General features: G+C 69.6%; 19 protein-coding genes. 4 read left to right on the top strand and 15 right to left on the bottom strand.

Features of this window, described 5'->3' with window-relative positions:
* Positions 1 to 9: 9 nt before the first annotated feature.
* Positions 10 to 159: a hypothetical protein gene (locus ND450_RS32765; RefSeq protein WP_253322213.1), complete on the top strand. Its 150-nt coding sequence runs from the start codon at positions 10 to 12 to the stop codon at positions 157 to 159.
* Here the strand turns inward: ND450_RS32765 and ND450_RS32770 are convergent.
* The 10 genes from ND450_RS32770 to ND450_RS32815 form a co-directional block, all read right to left on the bottom strand.
* Entirely contained in the window at positions 152 to 556 is a 405-nt protein-coding gene (locus tag ND450_RS32770; protein ID WP_253322214.1) for a Rid family hydrolase, read from the bottom strand. The two genes, ND450_RS32765 and ND450_RS32770, sit on opposite strands and share 8 nt — an antisense overlap.
* A 64-nt stretch (positions 557 to 620) precedes the next feature.
* Positions 621 to 1,475: a LysR family transcriptional regulator gene (locus tag ND450_RS32775; RefSeq protein WP_089927454.1), complete on the bottom strand. Its 855-nt coding sequence runs from the start codon at positions 1,473 to 1,475 to the stop codon at positions 621 to 623.
* Positions 1,472 to 2,482: a hypothetical protein gene (locus ND450_RS32780; protein ID WP_253322215.1), complete on the bottom strand. Its 1,011-nt coding sequence runs from the start codon at positions 2,480 to 2,482 to the stop codon at positions 1,472 to 1,474. Before ND450_RS32780 ends, ND450_RS32775 begins: the two co-directional genes overlap by 4 nt.
* On the bottom strand, positions 2,467 to 2,940 hold the full coding sequence (locus ND450_RS32785) for an RNA polymerase sigma factor (protein WP_253322216.1): 474 nt from the start codon (positions 2,938 to 2,940) through the stop codon (positions 2,467 to 2,469). The genes ND450_RS32780 and ND450_RS32785 overlap by 16 nt, the downstream gene beginning before the upstream one ends.
* A gap of 29 nt (positions 2,941 to 2,969) precedes the next feature.
* Positions 2,970 to 3,137: a DUF397 domain-containing protein gene (locus tag ND450_RS32790; RefSeq protein WP_253322217.1), complete on the bottom strand. Its 168-nt coding sequence runs from the start codon at positions 3,135 to 3,137 to the stop codon at positions 2,970 to 2,972.
* A gap of 8 nt (positions 3,138 to 3,145) precedes the next feature.
* Positions 3,146 to 3,964: a helix-turn-helix transcriptional regulator gene (locus ND450_RS32795; protein ID WP_253322218.1), complete on the bottom strand. Its 819-nt coding sequence runs from the start codon at positions 3,962 to 3,964 to the stop codon at positions 3,146 to 3,148.
* A 97-nt stretch (positions 3,965 to 4,061) separates the two neighbouring features.
* On the bottom strand, positions 4,062 to 5,240 hold the full coding sequence (locus ND450_RS32800; RefSeq protein WP_089927473.1) for a glycine C-acetyltransferase: 1,179 nt from the start codon (positions 5,238 to 5,240) through the stop codon (positions 4,062 to 4,064).
* Entirely contained in the window at positions 5,240 to 6,271 is a 1,032-nt protein-coding gene (gene tdh / locus ND450_RS32805) for an L-threonine 3-dehydrogenase (RefSeq protein WP_253322219.1), read from the bottom strand. Before tdh ends, ND450_RS32800 begins: the two co-directional genes overlap by 1 nt.
* 36 nt (positions 6,272 to 6,307) lie before the next feature.
* Positions 6,308 to 7,762 (bottom strand): SDR family oxidoreductase, encoded by a 1,455-nt coding sequence (locus ND450_RS32810; RefSeq protein ID WP_253322220.1) that lies wholly within the window; start codon positions 7,760 to 7,762, stop codon positions 6,308 to 6,310.
* Between the two features lie 36 nt (positions 7,763 to 7,798).
* On the bottom strand, positions 7,799 to 8,329 hold the full coding sequence (locus ND450_RS32815; RefSeq protein ID WP_253322221.1) for a TetR/AcrR family transcriptional regulator: 531 nt from the start codon (positions 8,327 to 8,329) through the stop codon (positions 7,799 to 7,801).
* A 104-nt stretch (positions 8,330 to 8,433) separates the two neighbouring features.
* Between ND450_RS32815 and ND450_RS32820 the strand changes: the two genes are divergently transcribed.
* Positions 8,434 to 8,880, top strand: coding sequence for a nuclear transport factor 2 family protein (locus ND450_RS32820; RefSeq protein WP_253322222.1), 447 nt, complete (start codon positions 8,434 to 8,436; stop codon positions 8,878 to 8,880).
* Here the strand turns inward: ND450_RS32820 and ND450_RS32825 are convergent.
* Genes ND450_RS32825 through macS form a run of 3 tightly spaced genes read right to left on the bottom strand, consistent with a single transcriptional unit; the run spans position 8,864 to position 11,213 of the window.
* Positions 8,864 to 9,373 (bottom strand): DUF1707 domain-containing protein, encoded by a 510-nt coding sequence (locus ND450_RS32825; protein WP_253322223.1) that lies wholly within the window; start codon positions 9,371 to 9,373, stop codon positions 8,864 to 8,866. The genes ND450_RS32820 and ND450_RS32825 overlap by 17 nt on opposite strands.
* A gap of 20 nt (positions 9,374 to 9,393) precedes the next feature.
* Positions 9,394 to 10,041, bottom strand: coding sequence for a response regulator transcription factor (locus ND450_RS32830; RefSeq protein WP_089927531.1), 648 nt, complete (start codon positions 10,039 to 10,041; stop codon positions 9,394 to 9,396).
* 11 nt (positions 10,042 to 10,052) lie between these two features.
* Entirely contained in the window at positions 10,053 to 11,213 is a 1,161-nt protein-coding gene (gene macS, locus ND450_RS32835) for a MacS family sensor histidine kinase (protein ID WP_253322224.1), read from the bottom strand.
* 117 nt (positions 11,214 to 11,330) lie between these two features.
* Between macS and ND450_RS32840 the strand changes: the two genes are divergently transcribed.
* Positions 11,331 to 12,533, top strand: coding sequence for a diguanylate cyclase (locus ND450_RS32840; protein ID WP_253322225.1), 1,203 nt, complete (start codon positions 11,331 to 11,333; stop codon positions 12,531 to 12,533).
* On the opposite strand, the gene ND450_RS32845 is transcribed toward ND450_RS32840, so the two are convergent.
* On the bottom strand, positions 12,530 to 12,973 hold the full coding sequence (locus tag ND450_RS32845; RefSeq protein WP_253322226.1) for an SRPBCC family protein: 444 nt from the start codon (positions 12,971 to 12,973) through the stop codon (positions 12,530 to 12,532). The genes ND450_RS32840 and ND450_RS32845 overlap by 4 nt on opposite strands.
* Positions 12,974 to 12,977: 4 nt before the next feature.
* Positions 12,978 to 14,129 (bottom strand): AI-2E family transporter, encoded by a 1,152-nt coding sequence (locus tag ND450_RS32850; RefSeq protein ID WP_253322227.1) that lies wholly within the window; start codon positions 14,127 to 14,129, stop codon positions 12,978 to 12,980.
* A gap of 79 nt (positions 14,130 to 14,208) precedes the next feature.
* On the opposite strand from ND450_RS32850, the gene ND450_RS32855 reads away from it, so the two are divergent.
* Positions 14,209 to 16,386 (top strand): translocation/assembly module TamB, encoded by a 2,178-nt coding sequence (locus ND450_RS32855; protein ID WP_245786701.1) that lies wholly within the window; start codon positions 14,209 to 14,211, stop codon positions 16,384 to 16,386.
* Positions 16,387 to 16,455 lie beyond the last annotated feature (69 nt).

Raw genomic sequence — 16,455 nt, forward strand, 5'->3', positions numbered from 1 at the left:
TGTGGTCGCATGACTCGGTTCATCACGAAGAACGGCAAGGTCATCCCGCTGGACGGCGGGGGCGGCGGCAAGAAGGGCGCCGACGGCGCCGGCAACACGGCGGTGATCTCCGTCGTCTGGGTCACGAGGTCGCCGCTCACCTCCCCCGCGTCTAGCTGATCGCCGTCACGCGGATCTCGATGCGCATCTTCGGGTGCCCGAGCGCGGTGACCCCGCTCTCCGTCCAGATCGGCGCCCGCTCACCCATCCGCTCACGGAACTGCGCGACCATCACCCGGTTGTGGTCGTCGAACGTGTCGCCGCCGAGCACGTGGTACGAGTTCACGTGCACGACGTCGGTCCACGACGCACCCGCCGTCGCGAGGGTGCGCTCGACGTTGTCGAACGCGCGCACGATCTCGTCCTCGAGCGACTCGGGGAACTCGAACTCGTCGCTCCACCCGCCCTGGCCCGAGATCTCGACCCGGTCGCCGATGCGCACGGCCTGGCTGTAGCGCATGTTCTCCAGCTGCGTCTCGCCGTATCCGGGGGTGGCGAAGAACTCCGGCTTGCTCACGATTGCCTCCAATGACTTCACGCTTGAAGTCAACCGTACATGACTTCAAGCGTGAAGTAATCCGCTAGGGCCGGAGCTCGTCCAGCACCGCCCTGATCAGCGGGTGGTCCTCCGACCCCTGCCGCACCGCCGCCACCACCCGTCGCAGGGGTGCCACGCCCGCCACGGCCCGCCGCACGGCCTTCACCCCGCTGACCGCGTTGCGCGGCGCCAGCGCCACCCCCGCGCCCGCCGCGACCAGTGCCTCGATCGCGCGGAAGTCGTCTGACGTGTGCCGGATGCGCGGCGTGAACCCGGCCTGCGCGCACGCCATCTCCACGACGTCGCGCAACGGGTTGCCGGGCAGCGTGACGACCCAGTCCTCGTCGGCCAGCGACGCCAGGTCCACCGGCCCGGACGCCTCGCGCCCCGGCGGCAGCACGACGTCGAACGGCTCGGTGTACAGCGGGAACCGGGTGAAGCGCTCGGTCGTGCGGTGCTCCTCGGTGATCGCCACGTCGATCTCGCCGTCGAGCAGCAGCCGCACGCTCTCGTGTCCCTCGGCGTCGCGCACGGACAGTTCGATCGACCGTTCCTTCAACGCCGCCAACGCCGGCGCCACCACCTGCGTGATCGCCGACGCGAACGCCGCCACCGCCACCCGGCCCGCCGTGCCGGAGGCGAGAGCGTCCAAAGTGGCCTGTGCACGTTCCAGTTCCGCGGCGACGACGTGGGCGTGCGTGACGAGCAACGACCCGGCCGGCGTCAGCGAGACGCGACGGCCTTTGCGCACCAACAGCGGATGTCCCGCCTCGGACTCCAGTGCCGCCAGCTGCTGTGACACCGCCGACGGCGTGAGGTGCAGCGCGGCGGCCGCGGCCGTCACCGTGCCGTGGTCGGCCAGCGCGCGCAAGACGCGGAGCCGTCGTGGGTCGATCACCGCTCAATGATGGGGGATTCCACCTTGCCGTTCACGGGGACGCCCAGCGGCAGGACCGGCTCGACGTTCGTCCTCTCCAGCAGGAAGTACTGCTCCTCCGAGATCGGCGTGTTCACGGGAAGGCCGTGCTGGGGCGTGGTGAGGACGTTCCGCTTGAGGACCGGCTTGCCGGTGCCGGGGTTGATGACGAACCAGGTCTCGACGCCGCTGAACTGGAACTGCGGCGGTGCGGGGATCGCCACCCCGACGCCCTCCCCGCCGTTGGGCAGGCGCACGTGGTCGAGGTACCGCGCCCCGTCGAGCGACTTGAGCAGCTCGAACCCTCCCCGCCGCTGGTCGTCGCGCACGTTGGCGATCATCACCGCCATGACGAGGTCCGCGAGCTCGTAGGCGCCCTTCTCCTCGGGCTGCAACTTCGCCCTCATGCCCGCCGGGTCCGCGGGCAGGTCGTCGAACGACTCCAGCCGCTCCCAGTAGGCGGAGGTCAGGGAGAGTCCGCTGACGTAGGACTCCTGCACCGCGGGCGCCATCGGACCGATGCGCACCGACCGGCTGCCGCCGAGCTGGGGCACGACCTCCGGCCGGCCCGCCGCCTCCCACGCGGCGTCGTCGTCCCGCGAGTACGGCTTGACCTCGCCGTCCTTCTGCACCACCGCGATCTCGCGGTTCCCGGCCTGCCACTGATCGGTCTTGGAGCCGAACCGCACGACGTAAGGCTTCGCCGGCTCCCCGACGACCATCAACGACGACTGCTGCCGCAACACCCGCCACCACGGGGTTGGCGCAGCAGGCTGCACGGGCTGAGGGGGCGCAGGCAGCGCCACGACCACAAGGGCGATCACGGCAGCGACGACAGCCAACGGTGCGAACCGCCGCACGAACTGCTTCCGAACCGGCCTCTCCCTCGGCAACGTGACGATCCGCGCGAGGTCGCGTTCCATCCGGGCGGCGTCGACCTCAGGAACAGGCGGCCTGGCCTCGGCCAGACTTTTCAGGACGTCTTCCATGACTCCCTCGCACTGTCGAATTTCGGAGTCCACAGAGCGGCCTGCAACCGCCGCCGAGCCCGGTGCAGCCGCACGAAGAACGTCGCCGTCGTGCACCCCAGCACCTGTGCCGCCTCGGCCGCCGCCAGCCCGTGCCACGCGATCAGCGTGAGGACCTCCTGGTCGGCCTCCGACAGGCTCGACAACGCCGCCCGCAGCTCGATCACCGCGAAGTCGTCGTCGGCCGGGAAGTCGGTGAGCTCGTAGGTCGTCGTCTGGCGGTGGGCGGCGCGGACGAGGTTGCGGGCGATCCCGAGCAGCCACGGGAGCGCGTTCGACGGCATCTGACCGGACTTGCGCCACGCGATCGTGAAGGTCTCGCTGGTGATGTCCTCCGCGAGCCTTGGCCCCGCGTGGCTCGCGGCATAGGCGAGCACCCGCGGGTAGCACTCGCGGTAGACGGCCGAGAAGTCCTCCACGACAGGAAGTGCGGTGGCCGGGCCGATTCTTACTGTGTGGTGACGCGCGTCACATCACGGAGGAACGCCGACCAGGCCTCGACGGAAACCGGCAGATGGGTGGCCGGCGCCTTGCTGTCCCGGATGCCGACGCCCCGGCCGACCTCGACGCAGTCGCTGGAGTTGGGGCTGTAGGAGCTCTTGCGCCAGGTCGACATGCGTCTCCTCAGGTCAGGATGCCGGTGATCAGCTGCCTCGATTCTTCCGGATTCAGAGCTTGATCGTCGAGCCGCTTCACCACTGATGCGTAGACGGCGAGTGAGGCCGGGTCTTCGAGGAAAAGACCGGAGTTTTCGCCCTCCAGGAAGACCACGGGCTCGAACTTCTCGTAGCCGAGGCGGATGAATGACCCTGAAACACCGGCGTGGGCGCCGATCGCGGCCGGCACGATTCGCACGGTGACGTAAGAACGCTGCGCCATCCCCAGGAGGTGAATGTATTGGTCTTTCATCACGTCCGGTCCGCCTACCGGGAGGCGGAGAGCGTATTCGTGGATGTAGAAGACGAACGTGCGGCTCCAGTGGAAGAGCTTGTGGCGTTCGAGCTTCGCGGCGATGACTTCTTCGTAGTCGACCGCCTCCGGGCGAACCACTCCCTCGATGGCCGCACGCATGTAGTCGGTGGTCTGGAGGTGACCCGGGATGAGGAGCGAAGACCAGACGGTGATCTCGTTGGCCAGGCGTTCCTGCTCCAGGAGTGCGGGTACCCGGTCATCAGGGAACTTTAGGTACCCGCGCACCCGAGTCTCGCGGTACAGCGCGAGCAGGTGCCGGGTCACGTCCGGCTTGACGCGGCAGTAGCCGAGCAGCTGCATCACTTCGGCTTCGGTCACGCCGCCTTTGCCGCGGACCATGTCGGACAGCTTCGCTTCGTCCCAGCCGAGTTCTTCAGCGATCTTGCGGTGGGTCAAGCCGGTCTGGTCGATGATCCGCCGAACGGCGTCACCGAACTCGCGTCCCACCACACTGGACTTTCGTCGTGGCATGCCGACGAAAGTAGAAGCAGAACCCGTACCGGCTCCATTGTTTCCTTCCGAATGTGCCTGAAGGAAGTAGTTCTTGGAGCCGGTACAAGTCCTACCTTTACATCTTCTCCCGTGCGGCGATGAACGCGTCGACAGCGCGGTTAACGTCCTCGGTGGTGTGTGAAGCCGACATCTGCGTGCGAATGCGCGCCTTGCCGTGCGGCACGACCGGGTACGAGAACCCGATCACGTACACGCCCTGCTCCAGCAACAGGTCCGCGAGCCGCGCCGCCTCCGCCGCGTCGCCGATCATCACGGGGATGATCGGGTGCTCACCTGGCAGCAGGTCGAAGCCCGCCTCGGTCATCCGCCGGCGGAACAGCTCGGTGTTCGACCGCAGCTGGGTGAGCAGCTCCGTGGACGACGACAGCATGTCCAGCGTGGCGATGGCGGCCGCGGTGATCGACGGCGCGAGCGAGTTCGAGAAGAGGTACGGGCGCGAGCGCTGGCGCAGCAGTTCGACGATCTCCTTGCGGCCGGACGTGTAGCCGCCGGACGCGCCGCCCAGTGCCTTGCCCAGCGTGCCGGTGACGATGTCGACGCGGTCCTGCACGCCGAACAGCTCCGGGGTGCCGCGGCCGGTCGGGCCGGTGAAGCCGACGGCGTGCGAGTCGTCGACCATGACCAGGGCGTTGTAGCGCTCGGCCAGGTCGCAGATCTCGTCGAGCGGCGCGAGGTAGCCGTCCATCGAGAAGACGCCGTCGGTCGCGATGAGGCGGTAGCGGGCGTCGGAGGCGTCCTTGAGCTGGCGCTCCAGGTCGTCCATGTCGCGGTTCTTGTAGCGGAAGCGGCGAGCCTTCGACAGGCGCACGCCGTCGATGATCGAGGCGTGGTTCAGCTCGTCGGAGATGATCGCGTCCTCGGCGCCGAGCAGCGTCTCGAACAGGCCGCCGTTGGCGTCGAAGCAGGAGCTGTAGAGGATCGTGTCCTCGGTGCCGAGGAACTCGCTGAGCTTGCGCTCCAGTTCCTTGTGCGGCTCCTGGGTGCCGCAGATGAACCGCACCGAGGCCATGCCGAAGCCCCAGTCGTCGAGGGCCTTCTTGGCGGCCTCGATGAGCTGCGGGTGGTCGGCGAGACCGAGGTAGTTGTTGGCGCAGAAGTTCAGCACCTCGTCACCGGAACCGACCCTGACGGCGGCGTTCTGCGGGGTGGCGATGACGCGTTCGGACTTGTAGAGCCCGGCCTCCCTGATCTCCCCGATGGTCTTGAGGAGGTCGTTCTTGAGCTCGCCGTACATCAGGCTCCCGTCCAGTCGAGGATGACCTTGCCGCACTTGCCTTCGCGCGCGGTCGCAAACGCTTCCGCGTGCTGCGTGTGGTCGTACCGGTGGGTGATCACCGGCGCGAGGTCGAGGCCGCGCTGCAGCAGCACGGTCATCGAGTACCAGGTCTCGAACATCTCGCGGCCGTAGATCCCCTTGATGTGCAGCATCTTCAGCACGACGCTGCTCCAGTCGACGGAGAACTCGTCCGCGGGCAGCCCGAGCATCGCGATGCGGCCGCCGTGGGCCATGTTCGCGATCATGTCGCGCATCGCGACCGGCTTGCCGGACATCTCCATGCCGACGTCGAAGCCCTCGGCCATGCCGAGCTCGGCCTGGGCGTCCGCGATCGTCATCTGCGAGACGTTCACGGCGAGGTCGACGCCGACCTTGCGGGCGAGGTCCAGGCGGTGCTCGGAGATGTCGGTGATGACGACGTTGCGCGCGCCCGCGTGCTTGGCGACGGCGGCGGCCATGATGCCGATGGGGCCGGCGCCGGTGATGATCACGTCCTCGCCGATGACGGGGAAGCTCAGCGCGGTGTGCACGGCGTTGCCGAACGGGTCGAAGATCGCGGCCACGTCCAGGTCGACGGGCGTGCGGTGCACCCAGGCGTTCTGCTCGGGCAGCACGACGTACTGCGCGAACGCGCCGTTGGAGTGCACGCCGAGACCACGCGTGTTCGCGCAGAGGTGGCGGCGGCCGGCCTTGCAGTTGCGGCAGGTCCCGCAGACGAGGTGGCCCTCGCCGCTGACCAGGTCGCCGACCTTCACGCCGGTGACGGAGGCGCCGACCTCGACGACCTCGCCGACGAACTCGTGCCCGAGGACCAGCGGCGCCTTGATGTTGGTCGCGGCCCAGTCGTCCCACGAGTCGATGTGCAGATCGGTGCCGCAGATGCCGGTGCGCAACACCCTGACCAGCACGTCCGTCGGACCCGGTGTGGGGTCGGGGACGTCGGTCAGTTCGAGTCCAGGCCCAGCGGCGACCTTGACGAGAGCCTTCATGCGGGAAGTCTCACCCTTTGCTGCTTGTGCAGTCCATCAGGACTTTCTGAAGTTGTTGTGCAGTTCAGCTTCATTGGCGATGTTGCGCACCATGCCGTTGAACACCACGCCGTGAAACGGCCAGACGGCCGCCCAGTAGAGGTGTCCGGCGAGCCCTTTGGGCACGAACACGGCGCGTTGGCGGTAAGTGGACCCGTGTCCCTCGCCGCCCGCCACTCGAAGTTCCAGCCACGCCTTGCCGGGCACCTTCATCTCGGCCCGCAGCCGCAGCAGGTGCCCCCGCTCGATCTCCTCGACGCGCCACCAGTCGAGCGCCTCGCCGACGTTCAGCCGGTGCGGGTCCCGCCGCCCGCGCCGCAGCCCGACACCCCCGGCCAGCCGGTCCATCCACCCGCGCACGGCCCAGGCCAGCGGGAACGAGTACCAGCCGCGTTCGCCGCCGATGCCCTCGACGACCTCCCACAGCCGTTCGGGGCTCGCCGTCGTGTGCCTCTCGCGTTCGTCGACGTAGGCGGAACCACCCGACCAGTCGGGGTCGCTCGGCAGCGGCTCACTCGGCGCACCCGGCAGCGAGGCGCCCGACCAGCGCGTTTCGACGTCGGCGTCGCGGATCTTGTCGAGCGCGAGCTCCACGGCCTTCTCGTAGCCGATGTTCTCGCCGGGCAGCACCTCGTGGATGTCGTTCTCGCGGCACACCACCTCGTGCACCAGCGACTCGATCAGCGGCTGCGCGATCGACTTCGGCACCGGCGTCACGACGTTGACCCAGTGCGAGGACAGGCGCGGCGTCAGGAACGGCACGGGCAGCACGCGGCGCCTGGGCAGGCCGGCGACCTCGGCGTAGCGGAACATCATCTGCAGGTAGGTCAGCACCTCCGGGCCGCCGATGTCGAACGTGCGGTTGTGGCCCTCGAGCGTCGTCGCGCCGATCAGGTAGCGCAGCACGTCCCGCACGGCGATCGGCTGGATCCGGTTGTGCACCCAGCGCGGCGTCACCATGACCGGCAGCCGTTCGGTGAGGTAGCGCAGCATCTCGAAGCTCGCCGACCCCGACCCGATGATCACCGCCGCCTGCAGCACGACGGCCTCCACCCGCGACCGCAGGAAGACGTCGCCGACCTCCTTGCGGGAGGCCAGGTGCGGCGACAGCTTGGTGCCCTCGGGGTGCAGTCCGCCCAGGTAGACGATCCGCTTGACCCCGGCGCGTTCGGCGGCGGCCGCCGTGTTCTCGGCGGCCTTGCGGTCGGCGTCGGCGAAGTCCTTCGACTGCAACGAGTGCACCAGGTAGTGCACGACCTCGACGTCCCGCATGGCCTCGTCGAGGTCGCCGAGCACGTCTCCGCGCACGATCTCGACGTCAGCGGCCCACGGGACGTCCCGCAGCTTCTCCGGCGACCGCACCAGGCAGCGGACCTGGTGCCCCTCGGCCAGGAGCCGGGGCACGAGCCGTCCGCCGAGGTATCCGGTCGCGCCGGTCACGAGGCATCGCATGCCTCGATCCTGCGGGGTGACGGGTCCCGCCGCAGATCAGGAGGCCTGCGGGGACAGTCCGTCGAGCACCACGCCGACCGCCCTCTCCAGGACAGCGCGGTCACCGCGGACGTTGGCCAGTGCCGTGATCAGCACGTACACCTCGTCCACCGTCGCGTCCACGCGCACCTCGCCCGCCTGCTGGCCGCGGGACAGCAGGTCCGCGACGGCCTCGCGCAGAGCGGCGGCCGCTGCCAGCGCCTCGCCGGCGGGCGCTTCCAGCAACGCGAGGAGCGCGATCTTCGCCGGAGCGCCGAAGACCATCTCGCGGAACGTCTCCCGGAACGCCGCCCCGGCGTCGGTGGCCTCACCCCGCGCCCGAGCCGTGTCGGCGAGCAGGGTGAGGTGCCGGACGACAGTGGCCTCGACCAGCGCCTGTTTGGTCGGGAAGTGCCGGAACACCGTGCCGATCCCGACCCCGGCCCGGCGCGCGACCTCCTCGGTCGAGCCGGCGCCGCCCGACTCGGCGAAGACCTCCTCGGCGGCGGCCAGCACCCGGTCCCGGTTCGCCCGCGCGTCGCTCCGCATCCGCCCATCCTCCCTCGCGGCGGTCCGGCGGCCACTAGCGCCTTGATATCCGGAGTGGCGACTCCGTATTATCCGGAGTGAAGACTCCGATTGAGAGGTGCTCGATGCGAACTCCCGAAGACGTGTTCCGCGCCCTGCTCGACAGCGTTCGGCGGCTCCGCGACGGTGATCGCGACCAGGTCGACCGGCTGGCCGGGTACTACGCGGAGGAGACCGACGTGCGGCACCCGATGGCACCGCTCGGCGACACACCACTCCTGAGCAGGGAGGCACTCCGGCAGCACTTCGCCGCGGCGGGACGGCCGACCGCGTCCGGGTTCCGCGTCGAGGACGTGCGCGTGCACCACACGGCCGATCCCGAGGTGGTCGTCGGCGAGTTCACCTACCGCGGCGACGGCTGGGCCGTGCCGGGTGTCATCGTCCTGCGGGTCCGCGACGGGCTGATCGTCGAGTCGCGGGACTACTTCGACCACATCGGGCTCGCTCGGGCCGCGAACGTGCTCGACGACCTCTGCGCACGGCTGACGAGCGGGGTCAGCGCTTCTTCTTGATCACCACGGTCCCGCCGCGCACCACGCCCCTGAGCTGGAAGTGCGGGCTGCCGGCGGTGTTGCGGACCTTGTCCTTCACCTCACCGGCGGTGATCTCGACGGCGTCGAAGTTGAGCGACGCCCCCGGCGGCAACAGCATCTTCACGGTGCCGAGCGACACGTCCAGGTCGACGTTGACCACGGGCGGCACCTCGGCGGCGGTGAAGTCGAGGTTCGTGGTGCCGAGGGTGTTGCGGATGACGAGCTCGTTCGGCACGACCCAGTGGCCCTTGCGGGTCGTGGTGCTCATCGTGTTCTTCAGTTCGGTGCGCTCGCGGGCCAGCTCGTTGTTGACCATGCCGGGCAGGTCGACCAGCACACCGTTCAGGTCGGCGCGCGTCTTGGCCGCCAGTGCGGTGTCCGTGCGGACGGTGAACTCGTCCAGCGTGATCATGCCCCGGCCCACCGCCTTGTTCAGCAGGCTGACGACGTGCTCACGTTCCGCGTCGGACACGCGTAACTCTCTCGGGTCTGTCATTTCTCTGCCTCCGGTTCGGCGTCGAGACCGTGCTCGATGGCATAACGCGCCAGCTCCACCCGGTTGTGCAGTTGGAGTTTCCGCAAAGTCGACTGGACGTGGTTCTCGACCGTGCGGTGGGAGATCACCAGGCGGTTCGCGATCTGTCGTGCGGTCAGGCCCTTGGCCACCAGCCGCAGCACCTCGGTCTCCCGGTCGGTGAGCTGGGGCTTCTCCTCCGAGTCGTCCGGCGCGGCGGCCATGCGCCGGTACTCGCCCAGCACCAGGCCCGCGAGCCCGGCCGTGAACACCGCGTCGCCGGCGGCGGTCCGGGAGACGGCCTCGACCAGTTCCTCGGAGGACGCGGACTTCACCAGGTAGCCGGACGCGCCCGCCTTCACGGCCTGCAGCACGTCGTCGTGCTCGCCGGACGCGGACAGCACGAGCACCCGCGTCTCCGGCAGCTCGCTGGTGATCATCGCGGTGGCGTCCACCCCGGACAGTTCGCCGAGGTTGAGGTCCATCAGGACCACGTTCGGCCGCACCGCCTTCGCGATGCGCACGGCCGAGGGCGCGTCGCCCGCCGTCGCCACGATCTCGAAGCCGCGCTCCTGGAGATCACGCGCAACGCCTTCGCGCCACATCGGGTGGTCGTCCACGACCATCACCGAGACCGTCACCTTGCCGCCCCCTTCCTGAACACCCGAACCTCCCACTCCGTGCCCTCCCCCGGCCCGGTCTGGAGCTCCAGCGTTCCGCCGAGCGACTCCACCCGGCCTTTGATCGACTTCTCGATCCCCATCCTGCCCTCCGCGGCGGCCACCGCGATCCGGCCTTCCGGGATCCCCGGACCATCGTCCCTGACGCTGAGCACGATTTCCTCACCGAGGTCTTCCAGCAGCACCCAGGCCCGCGCGTCCTCGCCGGCGTGCTTGTCCACGTTGGACAGCGCCTCGCGGACGAGCGACGTGAGCTCGACGGCCGCGGCGGACGCGAACATCACCTGCGTGGCGGGCGTCGAGACCTGGATCCTGGGCGTGGCGAGGACCTGCAGCCCGGGGCGCAGGTCGATCTCTCCATCCACAGTGGAGTCGACGGGAGCGGCGGCCACCAGGTTCCGCAGCGCCACCTCCTGCTCACCGGCCATCTTCGCCAACTCGGCGGCCTCGCCACCGACCTCCAGGCCGCGCTTGCGCACGCGGGCGAGGACCTGGAGCACGCTGTCGTGGATCGAGCGGGCGAGCCGCTCGCGTTCCGCCGTCGCCGCTTCGGCCCTCAAGGCCTGCGCGAGGAGCACCGCGGACCGCCGTGCCGTGGCCGAGGCCATGCCGACGACCATGCCCGCGCCACCCAGCAGCACGACGTCGCGCAGCAGGTCGAGGCTCGGCACGCCCTTCGACAGGTAGGTGGAGAGGCCGACCGCCAGCCCACCCGCGAGACCCGCGTACGCCCCACCGAGCGCGCCCAGCGCCACGGCCGGCACGCACGCCCAGATCGTCGTGATCAGCGGGACGTTCAGGGTCAGCAGCTGGTGGTCGGACATGATCAACTGGGACAGCGACATGAGACCGCAGGTCAGAACCAGGTCGGTGAGCACGATCGGCCACCGCCTGCCCCACGTCGTGCTGTAGGCGCGGCTGGTGAAGACGGACCACAGCGCCATCACCCCGAGCGTCACCCACGCGAGCCACGGCCGGACGTACCCGGAGTGGTTCTCGATGACGTTCACCGCGGCGAAGAGGAATGTGACTATGCGTAGCGCAATCGTCCCGCGCCACAGGGGCGTGGCCGGGTCTTCGATCACCTTCGTCACACGTTCGGCAGGCTCGTTGCGCACGCTGTGCTCCTTTCGAGCACCATCCTGCCGCGTGAACGTGTGCTGGCTAACCCCCAGGTGGCCGTCTTCTGCCGAACGGAGGAATGTGCGACGCTCTCCGGGTTCGGGGGAGGGCGAATGAGGGTGCGCGACTGGCCGTTGTGGACTTTGCGGCGGCCCGCGCTCTGCTACTGGTTGTTGATCGACGCCGCAGCTTTCGCCACGGTCACGTATGCGATCGTTTCCTCCGAAACGCCGTCACCCTCCGAAATCGCCAGGTTCGCCGCCATCGCGGGCACGGCGGGTGCCGTGGTCATCGGCAGCTCCATCTACAGCCACCGCCTCGGCGAGACCGAACGCAACCCGTGGGCAGCGCACCTCTCGTACCTGACGGCGGGCATCATCGCCCTCCCGCCGAACCTGATGGTGCTCCTGCTGTTCGGCCCGGCACTGCACTGCCTGCTCGCGCAACGCCCGGAGACCCACCGCTGGCTGTTCACGCTGAGCGCCACCACCCTGGCCGTCTTCGGCACCCGCTACCTGCTCGGCTGGGTCGACCCGCGCGCGAACCTGCTGATCATGACGCTCGGCGCCAGCGCGCTGCTGATCCTCCGCGCCGCCCTGATCGCGTTCGGCCTGAAGCTCCGCCGCCCGGACGCCACCTTCGAGGAGAACGTCGGCGAACCCATCGACGCCGTCCTCGGCATCGTCGCCGTGTCGATCGGCGGCCTGATGGGCTGCGTGGCGGAGTCGAACGCGATCCACGCCCTCATCGCGGGCCCACCTCTCGCCCTGCTGGAACGAGCGGCCCAACTCCCCCAGTGGCGCCGCTCGGCCCAGCGCGACGCCAAGACCGGCCTCGCCAACGCCGTGCACTGGGACAGCCGCGCCCGCTACGAACTCACCAAGGGCTCCGGACGCACCCGCCCGATGGCGGTGATGTTGCTGGACCTCGACCACTTCAAACGGGTCAACGACGAGGTCGGCCACCTGGCGGGCGACGCCGCCCTGGCCGCGATCTCGTTGCTGCTGCGCGGCACCGTCCGCCGCGGCGACCTCGTCGGCCGGTTCGGCGGCGAGGAGTTCGTCGTCCTGCTGCCCGAGGCCACCCCGGACGAGGCCGAGATCGTGGCCGAACGCGTGCGCACGGCCGTGCAGAACCTCCGCGTGCCCACGATGGCCACCAACGGGCTGCCGCACGAGCTACGCGGCCTCACGGTGTCCATAGGCGTGGCGACGACGACCCGGTTCGGGTACGAGCTGCCGGACCTGCTGGTGGCGGCGGACGCGGCCCTGCTGGCGGCCAAGGCGTACGGCCGCAACCTCGTCTCGATGGCCTAGCGGTTCAGGTGACTCGAGATCTGCGTGGCCATGTGCATGTGCGCGAACCGCGCCTTCCCGAACGCGTAGGAGAACAGCAGCGCGGGGCACTCGAACGTGACGACGACCTTGATCCGCACCCGGTCGTCCCCCACCTCCGCCACCCGCACGTGGCTGGTCAACGTCGTCCGCGGCTGCTGGTGCGCGACGGTGAGCACCTCGTCCTCGCCCCGCACCACGAGGTCGGCGCGGTAGGTGATGTGCATGCCCACCGGCCCGAACTTGAGCCGCGACGTCACCGCGGTGCTGCGCAGGACCTCCGGCGACGGCGGCGGTACGGCCTCCGCGCGCACGGCCAGCGGGTGCATCGTGACCAGCCGCGGCACGTCCGCCATCAGGTCGACCGCCGACGCGACCGTGCCCCTGCCGTTGATCGTGTAGTCGAAGGTTCCGGTCCGCACCGCGCTAAAGCTCCTTGACCCGTTCGCTCGTGTCGTCCTTCGGCGCTGTGTCCTGCGGGTTCAGCACGTCGACCTTCTCCGGGTTCTGGTCGGCGTCCGCGTCGGACACGAGCGACCGGATGCCCGAGTTCAGCACCGCGAGCAACGGTACGGCCAGCAGCGCGCCCGCGATGCCGCCGGTCACCAGGCCGCCGGCGATGGCCAGCACGACGGCCAGCGGGTGCAGCTTGACCGCGCGGCCCAGCAGGATCGGCTGGAGCACGTGCGACTCCAGTTGCATCACGCCGATCAGAACCGCCAGCACCACGAGGGCCGCGATCGGTCCGTTGGTCACCAACGCGATCAACACGGCCACGGCGCCCGTGAACACCGCACCGATGATGGGGATGAACGCACCGAGGAACACCAACGCCGACAGCGGAACCACCAGAGGCACGCCGATGATCGCCAGGCCGATGCCCACACCCACGGCGTCGACGATCGCGACCACCGCCGTCGCGCGCACGTAGGAGACGAGAGAGCCGAACCCGCGACGGCCGGCCACGTCCACACGCTGACGCACGTCGCGAGGAACCGCACGCGTCACGAAGCGCCAGATGCCGTCGCCGTCGTGCAGGAAGAAGATGAGGGTGAACAGCGCCAGCAGCAGGCCCGTCAGGACCTCGCCGAGGGTCGCGGCGGTCGTCAGCGCGCCGGACGTGATCTCGGCCTGGTTCTCCTTGATCGTCTTCACGATCTCGTTGACGTAGTTCTGCAGCTGCGCGTCGGACAGGTGGGCGGGCCCGTCCTTCAGCCACGTCTGGATGGTGTCGAGCGAGGCGGCCACCTGCGTCTGCAGCTCGGGCAGACCGCGGGAGAACTCGCTGATCACGAACGTCAGCACGCCGCCGAGGACGCCGAGGCCGATGATCATCATCACGGTCACCGCGACGCCGCGCGGCACCCGCCACTCGACGAGCTTCGACACACCCGGCGACAGCAGCGCCGCGAGCAGCAGCGCGATGGCGACGGGGATCACTATCGACGCGAGGTAGCCGAAGACGTAGGCCACGACGTACAGCGCGGCGACCACCACGACGAACCGCCAGCTCAGCGCGGCACTCACCCGCAGCAACTTCGGAACGCGGTTGCTGATCTCCGACTCCGGCGTGCTCATGGACCTCACGTTAACTGTTCGGACCCTCGCCAAGCCGGAACTCCACCAGGGATGATCCGACTCGTCAGGGGAGGACGAAGTGATCAAGCCGGATGACTTGACCGATGTCGAGCGCCAGGTCGCGGCGGCTTACGCGGGCGGGACCGAGATCGACCTGACCGGGCAGAGCGCTCGCGGCGAGGTGCTCACCGGACTGCTGACCGGCATGTACCGCGTTCCGCGCAAGGGACTACCCGCTCTGAGGCTCCGCAACGCGCGGATCACGGGGAAGTTCGAGCTCGAGGGCACCCGCGTCACGCGGGTCATCGACCTCACCCACTGCACGTTCGAGGAACCGCTCGACCTCCGCATGGCCCGCCTCATCGGGCTGAGGCTGCGCGGCACCCGCGTGCCGGGCCTGCAGGGCCGCAACCTCAGGGTGTTCAGCGACCTCGTCCTGGAGGCCGGGTTCACCAGCACCGGCACCGTCGACCTCACCGACGCCGCCGTCGACGGCACGCTCCGGCTGGCCGGCGCGGTGCTGCGCTCCGACTCCGACCACGCCCTGCTCGGCGCGCGCCTGCGGGTGAGCGGTTCCGTGCAGGCCATCGCGATGCGCGCGAACGGCGAGGTCCGGCTCCGGGGCTCGGCGATCGGCGGCAGCGTCCACCTCGGCGGCGCCCGGCTGATCAACGCCGGCAAGGACGCACTGGACGCGTCCGGGATCGTCGTCGCGGGCAACGTCTTCTGCAACGCCGAGGGCGGCCGGTTCACCGCGGACGGCAGGGTGCTGTTCGACGGCGCGCGCGTCGGCGGGAACCTCGAGTTCACCGGCGCCCGGTTGAACTCGACCCACCGCGTCGACAACCAGGTCCTGGTCCTGCCGCACGGGTCCGCCGACGAGGCCGCGACGCTCGTGGCCGACCGCATCCGGGTCGAGGGCAACCTCGAGCTCGACGACGGCTTCACGAGCACCGGCACCGTCCGGCTGCCCAACGCGAGCATCGGCGGCTACCTCAGGTTGTGCGGCGCGGTGATCGGCCCGCGCGAGGTCGCCGAGGAGCTCGCGGGCGACGTCACCAACCGCATCCCGGTCGCCCTGCACGCGGACGGCATGCAGGTCCGCGGCGACGTCGAGGCCCGCAGCGCCGTCAACGGCGGCGGCACCCGGTCACCCGCGTTGCGCACCTACGGCCAGGTCCGGCTGTCGAACGCGCACATCATGGGCAGCGCCAGCATGTCCGGCGTCTCGCTGCACGGGCCCGGCATCGACGTCCTGTTCGCCGACCGCCTCCAGGTCGGCGGCACGCTCTTCCTGCGCGAGCTGAGGGCCAAGGGCTCGATCCGCCTGCAGAACGCGAACATCGGCTCCACGCTCGACCTCTCCGGCGCCGAGCTGACCCTCCCGCGGCTGCGTCCGAACGGGACGCAGAAGCCGTCGCTCGACGCCCGCGCCATCACGATCGGCAAGGACCTCCTGTGCAGCCGCGGGTTCACCGCGGTCGGCGGCGTGCGGATCCGCCTGGGCGAGGTCGGCAAGATGGCGACGTTCAGCGACTCGCACCTCGGCTCGACCGCGGCCGACATCGCGTTGAACGCCTACGGCCTGACGGTCCACCAGTTCCGCCTGCACATCCCCGCGGGCCAGCAGCCCAAGGGGAAGGTGGTGCTGAGCCGCCTCAAGGCCGTGTCGGTGACCGACGGGCCGGGCCTGTGGGACGCCGAGGGCGGCGTCGCCGTGGACGACTTCGAGTTCGCCGGCATCACCGCCGACCCGGACGTGCCCGTGCAGACGCGGCTCGAGTGGCTCGTCAAGGTGCAGCCGGACTTCGCGCCAGGGCCGTACGAACAGCTCGCCGCCGTCTACCAGCAGGGCGGTGAGGAGGAACTCGCGCAGAAGGTCCAGCTGGAGAAGCAACGCCGCCGCTACTCCGAACTCGGCCGCGCGGGACGGGTGTGGGGCGCGGTGCAGCGGTGGACGGTCGGCTACGGCTACCGGCCGTGGCTCGCGATCTGCTGGCTCGCCGTGTTCTGGCTCTTCGGCGCGCTCTGGTTCACCTGGCACCCCATGGTCAAGCTCAACAAGGACGAGGACCCGGTGTGGAACGCCGCGCTCCTCGCGCTCGACCTGTTGATCCCGATCATCGACTTCGGGCACGACGGCAAGTGGCAGTTCACCGGTGCGTCGCAATGGATATCGGCGCTGCTCGTGGCCGTCGGGTGGATCCTCGCGTCGACCGCGGCGGCGGGTGCGGCGCGCGTGCTGAAGCGGGTGTGAGGCAGGGGAAGGCGTTCACACGATGTAGTTAACCGAGCGCTCAGAGCGTGCATTCGGGGTGGATGGACT

Source organism: Lentzea sp. HUAS12 (assembly GCF_024125735.1).
GTDB lineage: Bacteria > Actinomycetota > Actinomycetes > Mycobacteriales > Pseudonocardiaceae > Lentzea > Lentzea albida.